We start from the raw sequence: 12378 nt of genomic DNA on the forward strand, positions 1-12378 counted from the left end.
CAGCCCGTGAAGATTCGATACGTCCACAATGAGGCACTGCTGATCGTCGCGGCGGAAATGCGTGGCAAAATTGATCAAAACAGTAAATCGATGACTGTCAGAGTGAGCCGGAGTGATGATTTGAACAGCCTGGACCCTACCGACCTGAAAATCCTGTTGGAATTGATCCGGGATCCGCGGATCCAGATCGGTGAACTCAGCGACACCCTGGGCATTGCCCGCAACACCGCGCAGTCCCGCGTGCGGCGCATGCAGCGTTCCGGTTTGCTGCACGACGGCGGCCGCGAGATCGACCTTGAAGCGGTGGGGTACGACGTCGTCGCCTTCGTCACGATCGAGGTCAACCACCGGGAACTCGACGGCGTAGTGGGCGCCCTGCGCCTGATCGCACAGGTCCTGGAAGTCCACGAGATCTCCGGACGCGGGGATGTGTGGTGCCGGGTGGTGGCCACCGACACACACAACCTGCAGGCCGCCTTGCGCTCCATCCTCCGGATCAAGGGCGTCATCCGCACCGAGACGGTCCTGGCCCTCCACACGCACATCCAGTACCGCACCGAACCCCTGATCAGCCGGTTGGCCCAGGGCAGCTCCCTGACCCCCGCCCGGTCAAAGTGATCTCCCGGGCCAGCCGCCGGCCGTGGCCAACGGTGCCCGCGCGGCGGCGGCCGCGGAAGACGGGATAATGAGCCCGTGACTATCATCGATAACGCCGTCTACGTGGATGGCGTCCGCACCGCCGAGCCGCAGAGCCTCGAGCAGACCTTCGAGACCCTGAACCGGCACGGCGGGATGGCGTGGATCGGCCTCTACCGGCCCACGGAGGACGAAATGGCCGCCGTCGCAGAAGAGTTCGGGCTGCACCGGCTCGCCGTGGAAGACGCGATTTCGGCCCACCAGCGCCCCAAGCTCGAACGCTACGACGACAATCTCTTCACCGTGCTGCGCCCGGCACGGTACCTGGATGAGACGGAAACCGTGGAGTTCGGCGAGCTTCACGTGTTCACCGGCAAAAACTTCGTCGTCACGGTCCGGCACGCCGAGACCGGCGGGGTGGCCCAGGTGCGGCGGAAGCTGGAGCGCCGCCCCGACCTCCTGTGCCACGGCCCGGAGGCTGTGCTCTACGCGCTGATGGACCAGGTGGTGGACGACTACGTGCCCGTGGTGGCGGGGCTGGAGAACGACATCGACGAGATCGAGGACCAGCTCTTCAGCGGCGACTCCACCGTGTCCCGCCGGATCTACGAACTGGCCCGCGAGGTCATCCAGTTCCAGCGCGCCATCCATCCGCTCCCGGCCATGATCGAGCTGCTGCGGCGCGGCTTCGAGAAGTACCAGGTCAATTCCGAGCTCCAGCACAACCTCCGCGACGTCGAGGACCACGTGGAGCGGCTTATCTCCCGGGCCGATTCCTTCCGGGACCTCCTGCAGAACGCCCTCACGCTTGACGGCACGCTCACGGCCAACCGCCAGAACGAGGCCAGCGCCGAGCAGAACGAGCAGGTCAAGAAGATCTCGTCGTGGGCCGCCATCCTCTTTGCGCCGTCATTCGTTGCCGGCATCTACGGCATGAACTTTGACGCGATGCCCGAACTGCAGTGGAGTTTCGGCTACCCGATGGCAATCGGGCTGATGATCGCCACGGCGGCCCTGATGTACGGCATCTTCAAAAACAAGGGCTGGCTCTAGCAAAGGCCCCGCGACCGGGCCCGCCGCGTCGGCTGGGCGGGGCGGAGTCCCGGCGTCGTGAGCGCAGTCAGCGGCGCTGCCGGGCCTGCGCGACCAGGCGGCTGAAGGCCAGCACAAAGACCGCCTCGGCCAGGACCATCAGCCCCAGCAGCAGCCATTGGCCTGCGCCGATGAAGACGACGGATCCGATCACCACCAGGGTGGTTCCCAGCGCCAGGGCGTAGATGGCGAAGCCGATGGCCACCTTGGCGCTGCGGACTCCGGTGCGGAAGCCGAAGCCCAGGGGTTCGCCCCCGGGGTAGCCCTCCACGCGGTCCGGTCCCGCGGGCTTGCGGCTGTCGAACTCATCCCACGGATCGCGGTCCTGGTCCTGTTCGGTCATGCTTCCATTATCCCGCGCGGACGGCGCGCTGAGGGGCTGCGGTCGCATTCTCCGGACGACGCCGTCGTCGATTTGAGTCCGCTGCAGGCCCGGGCTGACCGCCCTTAGGCGGCCCGGACGTCGATTTCCCCGGGGGCCGCGCCGTCAGCCCCAAACACCAGGTGGCGGTTGGCTATTTTTTCGCTGAAGAACCGGTCGTGGCTGACCACCACCACCGCGCCCGGGAAGTGCACCAGTGCGCGTTCCATGACCTGGGTGCTGGACATGTCCAGGTGGTTGGTGGGCTCATCCAGCAACAGGACCGAGGCGCCGGACAGGAGGCACTGCGCCATGGCGACGCGTGCCTTCTGTCCGCCGGACAGGTTGCCGATTTTCTGCTTGAGGTCCGCCTCGGAGAACTGGAACATCGCGAGGAACCGGTTGACGGACTTCCTGGTGGCGCTGAACGCCAGACTGTCGGGCAGCGCGTTGACCGCGTGGGACACGGTGTCGGCGTCGTCGAGGTCCGCCAGCATCTGGTTGTAGGAGACGAAGCCGGGCCCCTTGGCCCAGGCCACGTCGCCGGTGTCGGCCTGCTCTTCTCCCGTCAGCACCTTCAGGAGGGTGGACTTGCCGCTGCCGTTGGAGCCGAGGACCACGATCCGGTTGCCGCGGCGGATCTCGAAGCTCAGATCGTCGAACAGCACCTTGTCGCCGTAGGACTTGCCGAGTCCCTCGACCCGGCAGAGGACGTCCTTGACGTGCAGGCCGCCGTAGATCTCGGTAACGATCTGGTCGACGGGGCGGGGCGTGCGGGACTTCTTAATCTTCGCCAGCTGGTTGCCCAGCCCGCGGCTGGCCGCCTTGGCCGCTTCGCGGCGATCGGCGATCCCTTCGGCTTCGAAGGCCAGGAGCTCGGATTCGTGCAAGAACTGCTGCTCCAGGGTTTTGAGCCGGAACTGCTTCTGGACGACGTATTCGCCGAAGTTGCCCGGGTACTCATGCAGGTGGAAGTTCTCCACCTCGATGATCCGGGTGACGACGGCGTCGAGGAACTTCCGGTCGTGCGAGACGATGACCGCGGCGCCCTTGAAGTCCCGGAACCAGCTTTCGAGCCATTCGACGCCGGCCACGTCCAGGAAGTTGGTGGGCTCGTCCAGCAGCAGCACGTCGGGGACCTCGAGGAGGATCTTGGCGAGGGCCGCACGGTTGCGCCAGCCGCCCGACAGTGCGTCGATCGCGCACGTGCGGTGGGCCTCATCAAAGCCCAGGGTGGTGAGGACCGTGTCGATGCGGCGCGGGTAGTCCCAGCCGTCGAGCCGCTCCATCTCCGCGAACAGCTCAGCCTGCCGGCCGATGAGCCGGTCGAGTTCGGCGTCCGACGGATCGGCCGCGATGGCCGCGTCGATGGCGGCCAGTTCGGCTTCGACGGCCTTGATCTCCGAAAACAGCCCGTCCAGGACTTCAAGAATCGTGGCGTCCCCGTCGAGTTCGGAGAACTGCGAGAAGTAACCCACCTTGGTCCCCGGTTCCAGGGTGACGGTGCCCGTGTCCGGTGCCACCTGATCGAGGACCAGCTTGAGGATGGTGGTTTTGCCGGATCCGTTCTTGCCGATCAGGCCAACCCGGTCCCCCGCTTCGAGGCGGAAGAACGCTTCCCGGAGGATCTGGGTGTTGTCGAAGCGCACGCTGACGTCTTGCAGGCGGATCAGGCTCATGAGTTTGAATCTCTCAAGTCGGGTTGGGAAGGGCAATGATGCGGGCGGCGGAGCGGGACGCTAGCGGACGGCGAGCCGCCACAGCGAGGTGACCTCGGCCGCCCGGGCCGCGAACAAGGGATCGTTCCGGTCGGATGCCTTGGGGTGGGTTGGCCGGGTGTCGAGCCGTTCCAGCACTTTCAGCCCGGCGGAATCGATGGCACCCAGCAGCTGGTCACGGGTCCGCAGGCCCAGGTGCTCGGCAAGATCCGAGAGGACCAGCCAGCCCTCGCCTCGTGGCTCCAGGTGGCCGGAGAGCTCGTTCAGGAACCGGAACAGCATCCGGCTGCCGGGGTCGTACACCGCGTTGTCCAGCGAGGAGTGCGGTGTGGCCGGAATCCACGGAGGGTTGCACACGATGAGCGGCGCACGGCCCGCCGGGAACATGTCGGCCAGGACAGCCTCCGCCCGGTCTTCAACGCCCAGATGCCGGAAGTTCTCTGTGGCGCAGGCGATCGCGCGGGGTTCATTGTCGGTGGCCACCACGCGTTTGACGCCACGGCGGGCCAGAACGGCGGCGAGCACGCCGGTGCCGGTCCCGACGTCGAACGCCAGTGTGTCGGAAGGCAGCGGAGCGGCGGCCACCAGGTCGACATACTCGCTGCGGGTGGGGAAGAAGGTGCCGTAGTGCGGATGGATGCGGCCCTGCAGGGCCTCGACGTAGACGCCGTTCTTTCGCCACTGGTGGGCGCCGATTGCCCCGACAAGCTCGTGGAGGGAGACAACCGAAGGTTCCCCGATGTCCCCATAGGCTTCCTCGGCGGCCTGCTGGATGTCCGGGGAACGCCGCAGGGGCACCACCGGGCCCGGATCAAGCGGGATCAGCAGCAGGCCGAGCATGCGCGCGCGGTGCGAGCGGGCCTGGCGGTGCCGGTAGAACTCATCGGCCGGGCTGTCCGCGGCCTTTTTCTTCCCGGTACCCAGCCGCCGGTCCATGGCGTTGAGGATCTGCCGGGCATTGTGGAAGTCACCCTGCCAGAGCATCGCGATGCCCTGGGACGCCATCCGGTGTGCTTCATCGGCCGTCAGGGAGTCGGTGACCGCTTCGATCCGTGAGGGCACGGGCCGTCCGTTCGCCGACCGCCATCGAGCCGTCCTGCTGTGGCCGGCGTCGGCCCACCTGACGACGGCCACTTCACCGGCCGCGGCTGCCTGCGGGGGCTTGGAGGCGGGCGCAGGGATGTTTGCGGGGCCCGGCACGGCGGTAGCGATAAGAGGGTTCCAATCCCAGAGTCCGAGGGAGGCTGATCGGAGACTGACGGTTACAGCGGAATTCCGCGGCGCCGGATGCTGCCACCGGCGTACCTACTCAGGATACAGGCGGGTGCCGGCGCATATCCGCTACGGTCCGGATCCGCGTCCCTAGGGCGTGATGCGGCTGCGGACGATCTCGCTGACGGCCTTGCCGTCGAAGCGGCCGGCGACCTTGGCGGTCACAGGCTTCATCACCGCACCCAGTTGACGCATGGTCAGTTCGGTTCCGTCGGCCGTGACGGAGCTGATGACCTCGTCGACGATCGCCTCCACTTCCGCCGCCGTCAGTGGCTGCGGCAGGTAGGCTTCGATGATTTCGGCTTCGGCGATTTCGGCAGCGGCCCGCTCCGACTCCCCCGCCTCGGTGTAGATGCGGGCGGTGTCGCGGCGCTTGGCTGCTTCCTTCTGGAGGAGGGCCGTCACTTGGGCGTCGTCCAGCACGATCGGAGTCTTGCCGGATTTCTCCCGCGTTTCTATTTCGCCCAGAACATTGCGCACCGTAGTGAGGGCGATCTTGTTGCGGTCCTTCATGTGGCTGACGACGTCGGCGTGCAGGCGTTCTTTCAGGGTGGTCATGATTCTCCTCGTGTCATAGGACAGGATATCCGGGGCTACTCCCCTGCCAGCGCCGTGACCCATTCGGGGGTTTGCTTGCCGAGGCGGCGGTCGGTGAGTGTTCGCAGCCGCGCGGCGGCGATCTCCATCGTTCGTTCGTCCTTGTCGACGGCCCCGGGGGCGCGCGCCGTCACGCCTTCGACGGCGAGCTGCCTTTCGGCGGCGTTGAGGGGCTCCTCCCAGGCTGCTTCAAGGACCGCGAGCTCTCCGCTGCCGGCGAGCTCGCTGTCACCAAGCACCCAGAGGACCTTCAGCCCCACCGTGCCCCGCTTCGTGTCTCCCGAATAGACGGCGTCCAGCGCCCACTGCGTCCGTTTCCACCACTCGGCACGGTTGTCCGCGACCGCCCGCTGCTGCAGGGTGGACCAGCCGATGAATCCGGCGATGACGGCGCCAACCAGAACGGCCAGGGGACCCAGCGCGGCGAGGATCTGCCACCACTCGGCCGGGCCGGAGTGGACGAAGACCTCGACGGGGACGGGAGTCGGGGAGGGTGCCGGCGTCATGTGCTCAGCCTAAGCCCACCCCGGACGCGGGCCCTCGTCTATAGCTCAGGGCTCAGGTTCGTATCCGATGAGCCAGTGAAGTCCGTGCCGGTCCATGACTTGACCGTCCGAGGCGCCCCAGGGTTTCGCGGCCAGGGGGTCGATCACCCGGCCGCCAACGGCGAGTCTGTCGAACCACTCGTGGAGAACTGCCGGTTCGGCGGTGCCCAGCAACGAATGCATGAGGCCTTCGAACCGGACAGTTGTCTGGCCTGCTGCCGCATCCGATCCCGCCAAGGCAACCACGCCGTTGAGCACTCCGTGAGCAATGGCATCCGGCGGGCCGTCACTGCGGCTGAACTCCTCGTACGTGTACAAAGAGAGCTCCCCGCCGAAAACGTCCGCGTAGAAGCCAAGTGCTTCACGGGCCGTGCCGGGAAAACTGACATAGATCTGTGGTGACGTCATGGGCACAGCATACAGACGCCGACATTTTTGTCCGTGGCGATCTGGCGGCGGTTCTGGGTAGCCGTGGGTGCATTCCACGGGGCCGGTGTGCCTTGGCGCTGGAGCATATCTACCCGGGCGTGGGAAATCCCCGCAGATACTGATGTCTGCGGGGATTCCCGAGTGCCGCTAGGCCTGATGCTGTGCCCGGTTTGTCAGATATTCGAGTGCGGCACCCCGGGGTTGACGACGGCTCCACCCTTGGCGGTCCAGGTGATGGATGCCCCGCCTTCGAAGAACTGGATGACGCCTCCGAGAGGAAGAGCCTGCTCGTCGGTGACGGGGTAGCCCGGCTGTCCGGCCTGCGCGCCGTTCTTGATCCACACGGTACGGATGGCTCCTTTCATGATGTGGGCGCCGGTAAAGGACGACCACACGACGGTGCCGCCCTGGAAGGACTGCGACGCTCCGCGGCCATTGAGGCCGGTTTCGTCGGATGTCGGGTACCCCAGGCTTCCGTTGGCGCCGCCCGCGGCCACCCATTTGGTGCCGATGGCCCCGAAAATGGCGTGGGCGCCGGCCTTGGCGTTCCAAACGATGGTGCCGTGCTGATAGCGCTGGTAGGTGATGGTCTTGTTGGCACTGAGCAGCTCACCGGACGTCGGATAGCCCATCCGGCCTTTCTCGTAGCCGAGCTTGGCGTAGGCGGTCCGGATCGCGCCGCGGGAGACCTGCGCGCCCGTCGCCGGCGAGTAGACGACGAAGCCGCGCTGGAACTGCCGGTACGCGCCCCCGTCCTTCATCCCGGTAACTGTCGGACCCAGGGGCGAGCCGAGGTTGTACTGGACGGCGACCCGGCTGATGGCTGTGGTCATACCAAGCGGCGGCGACTGTGCGGGAGCGGGAACGGACACGCCGCCGACAGTGGCAGCCTGGGCCGGTGCGGCGGCCACGATGGCGCCGCTGATGATGCCGAGGCCGAGCACGGCCCCAAGAACTTTCGCGTACAATTTTCCCCCAATATTTTGCCGGCATTGCCCGGTTGCGGAAATCGTAACCTACCGGCGGTGCGGGAAGATAGCACCGGGTGTCGCGCCGTGCCGGGCGGGCATTTCGTGGATCAGTCCGGACAAGTTCCTGGTCAATTCCACGGGGCCGAGGGTCCTGAAACCCTGGAAATTTGTGGAGCTAAGGAGATTCGAACTCCTGACCTCTTCGATGCGAACGAAGCGCTCTACCAACTGAGCTATAGCCCCGAAGCAACGCCGTTCCCGAAGGAACGGCGTTGCCGGTGTCCCTAGGCTACAAACTATCCGCGTTCTTTGCCAGCCAGCCGCTGAATGTCTCACCGGCGTGGCGTTCCTCCGGTACCAGGTTCAGCCCGGCGCGCAGGTACTTTCCCATGGCCCCCGGCAGCGGCAGCCGCACCAGGCGGCCGCGGGAACCAGTGACGGCTTTCCACTGCCGGGCAAACTCCTCCATGTCCTGGATCTCGGGCCCGCCGATGGTCCGGACGCTGTGCCGCATGCCCGCCGGCGGCTCCAGCGCGGCCTCTAGCAGTGCCGCGGCGACGTCGTCGGGCGCGATCGGCTGGAACCGGGCACCCTTGACCGTCGGAATGATCCGCAGTTTCGCGCCGGCCCCGAACATGGCCGCCAGGAGGGAGTGGAACTGCGTCGCCCGGATCACCACAGTGTCCGGGCCGGACCGTTCGAAGACGTGTTCTTTGGCCGCCTTCGAGGCGTAGTAGCCGAAGCTGCTCCGGTCGCAATTGACGATGGACAGCATCACCGCGCGGGACACGTCCGCGTCCTGGGCGGCGGCGAGAAGCCGTGCACCGCCGTCGGCGAAGTTCTTTCGATCCTTCCCGGAGCGCCCTTCCAGGCAATCGATCACGACGTCGGCTCCCGCCAGTGCCGGAGCGAGCCCTTCGCCGGTGGTGACATCGGCAGGGAAGTAGTCCGCGCCGTCGACCCTGGCCGGGGCACCGGCGGGCGGCGGATGCCGGCAGAGGGCTGCCACACTGTGCCCGCCTGCGACCGCCCTTCGCACCACTTCGCGGCCCACCTGGCCGGTTCCGCCGGCAACGCAGATTCTTGTCATGCCCCGAGGCTACCGGGTTCGCCCGGTTCCGGGTCTCCCCGAGCGAGCCGGATTCTCATGGGCCGGTACTAAGGGGCCCGTACTGACCTGAAGGACAGCGGCGCCCCGGACACAGCAAAGCCCCGGGCGGCCATGTCTGGCTGCCCGGGGCCCGACGGAAAACTTAGGCCCGGCGCCGCTGCAGGACGTCGTCCAGGTTGCTCAGGGCGCTCTGCGCCTTGCCCAGGGGCTTCTGCTCGCTGTCCGGCCCGGTGGTGCCTGCCGGAGCCTGCGGGAGTCCCTGCTTGAGCGACGGCTTCCCGACGGCCTTCGGGGCTTCGGGCAGGTCGAGCGGCTCAGGGGCGGCCCGTTCGGCCTTCGGCGCCTCCACATAGGTGGGCTTGGGGACCTCCACCGGCTCCCAGCTGGATTCTTCGGCGGCCGGGAAATCTGCGGCGGGGCGGACGGAGGTGTCTCCCGAGGCCACGGCTTCAGCCAGGGCTGCCTGGCGCAGTTCCTGGGCGGTCAGGGGCTTGGGTGCCGGAGTGCGCTCTGCGGCGTCAGCCTGGGCGTCAAAGAGCGGGCTGTCGGCGCGTTCGCGGGGCTCCCCTGCCGGGTCCAGACGAGGCGTGCGCTCCGGCACGGACCGGGCCGGGCGTGCCGGTGCGCTCATGGCCGCTCGAAACGCGGCGTTCATTTTGCGGCGGCGGTCCCGGACCGCGAGCCGGCGGAGCAGGACGACGGCGAACGCGGCGCCGAGAAAAGCGACAACGGGCAGCCACAGAGGACCGGGGCCGAAGATCCGCAGGACTGCGGACACGAGGCCCGTCAGCAGCGAGAGGAGCCCCGCCAACGCCAGCGTCAACCGGCCATAACGGATTTTGAAAGCCGGAGCGGTGGATGCGGGCTGACTGCCACGGCCGAACCCGGACACTCCCGGGCCGGACACGGTGGACTGGGTAGGGGTCATGGGTTTCTCCTGCTGGGCCGCCATCTTCATGACGTGTCCGGCTTGCGGGGCTGTTTCTGGATCAATGAGGTCCGCCACAAAATCACCTGCGGGCTGCAGCTGGTGGCGCCCGTTCCGGAGAATGTAGGGAGCAACCCACACAATCCAGAGCGCAACAGCAATGACAAGGATCACAGAGCTGCTAAGAGGGAAGTCCACATCAAAACCGTATGAGCAATGCAGGGCGCCGGGCCGCATTGTCCCCGGTGTGTCGCGGGACAAGTGTCAATTGACTGTATTCATAACATCTGTGCTGGTCAGGACGGGGTCTGACCGCTCAGGCGTGGCGGTTCCGTTGCCACCTTGCCAGGAGCCCCTCCGGCACTTCTTCGGACGTCAGGGCGAAGCTCCGGTGATCTGCCCACTGGCCATTGATGTGCAGGAACCGCGGCCGGTAGCCCTCGTCGCGGAAGCCGAGTTTCTCGACCACCCGCAGGCTGGGCCCGTTTTCCGGGCGGATGTTGATTTCCATCCGGTGCAGGCCAAGGGTCTGGAAGCAGTAGTCCGTGGCCAGCGCCACCGCCGTCGGGGCAATGCCCTGCCCTGCCCGGTCCTTATCCACCCAGTAACCGAGGGTGGCCATCATGGCCGATCCCCACACGATGGAGGACACCGTCAGCTGGCCCACGATCACAGGCTCCCGGAAACCGGGGGTCCAGGCAGTGATCAGAAACGGCAGCGCCGTTCCCTGGGCCGCCTGGGCCTTGAGGGAGCGCACCATCTGGCGGTAATCGGGCAGGCCGCCCCCGGGGGCGGGGTTGGACGCTTCCCAGGGGGCCAGCCACTCGCTGTTGCGGGAGCGGACCTCGGTCCATTCCTTGCGGTCCCGGTAACGGATGGGGCGCAGCACAAGGTCGCCGCATTCAAGAGTCGCCGGCCAGTTGAAGCTGCCCCCCACGGGATTTACTTGGTCAGGCTGGGTGCGAGGCTGGCGGCGAACTCGGGCAGCCATTCCCGCAGGCCGGGACCCAGATCCTCGCTGTCGCAGGCGAGCTGCACGCAGGCCTTGAGGTAGCTGAGCTTGTCGCCGGTGTCGTAGCGGCGGCCGCGGAACACAACGCCGTACACGCCGTAGCCTTCGCCTTCGCCGGCGGCCAGTTCCTGGAGGGCGTCCGTCAGCTGGATTTCGCCGCCGCGGCCGGGTGCGGTGTGTTCCAGGACCTCGAAGACCGCCGGGTGGAGGACGTAGCGGCCGATGACGGCGAGGTTGGACGGGGCGTCGGCGACGTCGGGCTTCTCAACGAGGTGGTTGATGCGCACGTAATCTTCGCCGTTGACTGCCTGGATGTCGGCGCAGCCGTAGGCGCTGATCTGGGAGGGGTCCACCTCGATCAGGGCAACCACCGAACCGCCGGTCTTGGCCTGGACGTCGATCATGGTGCTGAGCAGTTCGTCACGGGCGTCGATCAGGTCATCGCCCAGCAGGACGGCGAACGGCTCGTAGCCAACGTGCTGCTTGGCCCGGAGTACGGCGTGGCCCAGGCCCATGGGATCGCCCTGGCGAACGTAGTGGATGTCCCCCAGGTTGCTCGCCGCCTGGATGGACTCCAGCTTGGCGGTGTCTCCCTTGTCCTCAAGAGTTGCTTCCAGCGCGGGAACGCGGTCGAAGTGGTCTTCCAGCGCGCGCTTGTTGCGTCCGGTGATCATCAGGATGTCGTTGAGGCCGACGTTGACGGCTTCCTCCACGACGTACTGGATGGCGGGCTTGTCCACAACCGGAAGCATTTCCTTCGGCATGGCCTTGGTGGCGGGAAGGAACCTGGTGCCGAGGCCGGCTGCGGGAATGACGGCCTTGCGGACGGGAGAGTTGAGTGTAGTCACTGGACTAATCTAACGGAGAGACCAAACATTCGGTAATCATTCAGCCGCCGACAAAGGTCTGTTTTCCCGGGCTGCGCCCGGCGGAGCGAGAAGAGGCGGAGGAACCAGGGAGCATGCTGACGAAAGCGGAAATCCGGGCCGGGCACCGGGCCGGTCGTGCCACACAGAACCGCGCCGGGCTGGAGGGCGCCGGTGAGGCCATCGCGCGGCATGGACTCGCTTGGGCAGCCGACCTGTCCGGCGGCAAACCCGGCACCTTCGCCGCCTATCTCGGCGTCGGCGTCGAGCCGCCCACGTTGCCGTTGCTGACAGCGCTGCATGCCGCCGGGCACCGCGTCCTCCTTCCGGTCTGCGAACCCGATCTGGCGCTGAGCTGGGTGTACTGGACGCCGGCCTCAGCATCCGTCCGGAGCCGGTACGCACCGATCCAGGAGCCCGCAGGGGAACGCCACGACACAACCGTCATGCGGTCCGCCACCGGCATCTTCCTGCCGGCCACCGCCGTCGACTTCTCCGGCAACCGGATCGGTCAGGGCGGCGGATATTACGACAAGTTCCTGGCGGCGCTGGCCGCCCTCCTGCCCTCCCGGCCCCTGGCGTCCGACGGCGGGCTATTGCCCCCGGTGCCGACGGCCGCCGTCGTGTATGACGCCGAGGTGCTGCCTGCCGGCAGCATCCCGGCCGAGTCCTTCGACCGGAAGGTCGCGGCCGCCCTGACCCCAAGCGGCCTGCTGCGGCTGGAGGGATAGCGCATGGGGTCCGCACGGCGGGGGTGATAGAATTGGCACTCAGGCCCTGCGACTGCTAAGGGACGGATTCCGCCGAGAACCATTGCGGCGATTATCCCGACCGGACAGC

General features: G+C 67.0%; 14 protein-coding genes and 1 tRNA gene. 3 read left to right on the forward strand and 12 right to left on the reverse strand.

The features are described from left to right. Positions 1-90: 90 nt before the first annotated feature. Entirely contained in the window at positions 91-618 is a 528-nt protein-coding gene (locus FS787_RS04890) for an Lrp/AsnC family transcriptional regulator (RefSeq protein WP_144671145.1), read from the forward strand. 75 nt (positions 619-693) lie between these two features. Further along, complete coding sequence (corA, locus tag FS787_RS04895) at positions 694-1689, forward strand: magnesium/cobalt transporter CorA (protein WP_144671146.1); 996 nt, start codon at positions 694-696, stop codon at positions 1687-1689. 67 nt (positions 1690-1756) lie between these two features. Here corA and FS787_RS04900 read toward each other — a convergent pair whose 3' ends face one another. The 12 genes from FS787_RS04900 to galU all read right to left on the reverse strand — a co-directional run bounded on the left by FS787_RS04900 (position 1757) and on the right by galU (position 11520). Further along, complete coding sequence (locus FS787_RS04900; RefSeq protein WP_144671147.1) at positions 1757-2071, reverse strand: hypothetical protein; 315 nt, start codon at positions 2069-2071, stop codon at positions 1757-1759. Positions 2072-2175: 104 nt separating this feature from the next. Beyond that, positions 2176-3768 carry an ABC-F family ATP-binding cassette domain-containing protein gene (locus tag FS787_RS04905; RefSeq protein ID WP_144671148.1) on the reverse strand — a complete coding sequence of 531 codons (1593 nt, stop codon included), beginning with the start codon at positions 3766-3768 and terminating at the stop codon, positions 2176-2178. 60 nt (positions 3769-3828) lie between these two features. Continuing rightward, positions 3829-4869: a class I SAM-dependent methyltransferase gene (locus FS787_RS04910; protein WP_260982393.1), complete on the reverse strand. Its 1041-nt coding sequence runs from the start codon at positions 4867-4869 to the stop codon at positions 3829-3831. Between the two features lie 300 nt (positions 4870-5169). Further along, positions 5170-5637 carry a GatB/YqeY domain-containing protein gene (locus FS787_RS04915; RefSeq protein WP_144671149.1) on the reverse strand — a complete coding sequence of 156 codons (468 nt, stop codon included), beginning with the start codon at positions 5635-5637 and terminating at the stop codon, positions 5170-5172. A 35-nt stretch (positions 5638-5672) separates the two neighbouring features. Next, on the reverse strand, positions 5673-6182 hold the full coding sequence (locus tag FS787_RS04920; protein ID WP_144671150.1) for a hypothetical protein: 510 nt from the start codon (positions 6180-6182) through the stop codon (positions 5673-5675). Positions 6183-6227: 45 nt separating this feature from the next. Beyond that, positions 6228-6629, reverse strand: a complete 402-nt coding sequence (locus tag FS787_RS04925) for a VOC family protein (RefSeq protein WP_144671151.1) — start codon at positions 6627-6629, stop codon at positions 6228-6230. A 194-nt stretch (positions 6630-6823) separates the two neighbouring features. Continuing rightward, positions 6824-7618 carry an LGFP repeat-containing protein gene (locus FS787_RS04930; RefSeq protein WP_144671152.1) on the reverse strand — a complete coding sequence of 265 codons (795 nt, stop codon included), beginning with the start codon at positions 7616-7618 and terminating at the stop codon, positions 6824-6826. Positions 7619-7791: 173 nt separating this feature from the next. Next, positions 7792-7864: transfer RNA gene (locus tag FS787_RS04935), tRNA-Ala, on the reverse strand. Between the two features lie 46 nt (positions 7865-7910). Continuing rightward, positions 7911-8711, reverse strand: coding sequence for an SDR family oxidoreductase (locus tag FS787_RS04940; RefSeq protein WP_144671153.1), 801 nt, complete (start codon positions 8709-8711; stop codon positions 7911-7913). 163 nt (positions 8712-8874) lie between these two features. Then, complete coding sequence (locus FS787_RS04945; RefSeq protein ID WP_313959637.1) at positions 8875-9660, reverse strand: hypothetical protein; 786 nt, start codon at positions 9658-9660, stop codon at positions 8875-8877. A 316-nt stretch (positions 9661-9976) separates the two neighbouring features. Beyond that, the gene (locus FS787_RS04950) at positions 9977-10597 is read right to left on the reverse strand and encodes a GNAT family N-acetyltransferase (protein ID WP_144671154.1); all 621 of its coding nucleotides are present in this window, start codon (positions 10595-10597) and stop codon (positions 9977-9979) included. Positions 10598-10602: 5 nt separating this feature from the next. Further along, positions 10603-11520, reverse strand: a complete 918-nt coding sequence (galU, locus tag FS787_RS04955; RefSeq protein WP_144671155.1) for a UTP--glucose-1-phosphate uridylyltransferase GalU — start codon at positions 11518-11520, stop codon at positions 10603-10605. A gap of 113 nt (positions 11521-11633) precedes the next feature. Here galU and FS787_RS04960 point away from each other — a divergent pair, with 113 nt between their 5' ends. Next, positions 11634-12269: a 5-formyltetrahydrofolate cyclo-ligase gene (locus FS787_RS04960; protein WP_144671156.1), complete on the forward strand. Its 636-nt coding sequence runs from the start codon at positions 11634-11636 to the stop codon at positions 12267-12269. Positions 12270-12378 lie beyond the last annotated feature (109 nt).

Origin of the sequence: Arthrobacter sp. U41 (assembly GCF_007679325.1) — a bacterium.
In the GTDB taxonomy this organism is placed as follows: Bacteria; Actinomycetota; Actinomycetes; order Actinomycetales; family Micrococcaceae; genus Arthrobacter.

What these genes read in the sequence shown, in the direction of transcription:
- FS787_RS04945 (WP_313959637.1), bottom strand. Translation starts at nt 9,660, where the DNA reads ATGACCCCTACCCAGTCCACCGTGTCCGGCCCGGGAGTGTCCGGGTTC.
- FS787_RS04920 (WP_144671150.1), bottom strand. Translation starts at nt 6,182, where the DNA reads ATGACGCCGGCACCCTCCCCGACTCCCGTCCCCGTCGAGGTCTTCGTC.
- FS787_RS04915 (WP_144671149.1), bottom strand. Translation starts at nt 5,637, where the DNA reads ATGACCACCCTGAAAGAACGCCTGCACGCCGACGTCGTCAGCCACATG.
- FS787_RS04940 (WP_144671153.1), bottom strand. Translation starts at nt 8,711, where the DNA reads ATGACAAGAATCTGCGTTGCCGGCGGAACCGGCCAGGTGGGCCGCGAA.
- FS787_RS04960 (WP_144671156.1), top strand. Translation starts at nt 11,634, where the DNA reads ATGCTGACGAAAGCGGAAATCCGGGCCGGGCACCGGGCCGGTCGTGCC.
- FS787_RS04925 (WP_144671151.1), bottom strand. Translation starts at nt 6,629, where the DNA reads ATGACGTCACCACAGATCTATGTCAGTTTTCCCGGCACGGCCCGTGAA.
- FS787_RS04900 (WP_144671147.1), bottom strand. Translation starts at nt 2,071, where the DNA reads ATGACCGAACAGGACCAGGACCGCGATCCGTGGGATGAGTTCGACAGC.
- FS787_RS04890 (WP_144671145.1), top strand. Translation starts at nt 91, where the DNA reads ATGACTGTCAGAGTGAGCCGGAGTGATGATTTGAACAGCCTGGACCCT.
- FS787_RS04905 (WP_144671148.1), bottom strand. Translation starts at nt 3,768, where the DNA reads ATGAGCCTGATCCGCCTGCAAGACGTCAGCGTGCGCTTCGACAACACC.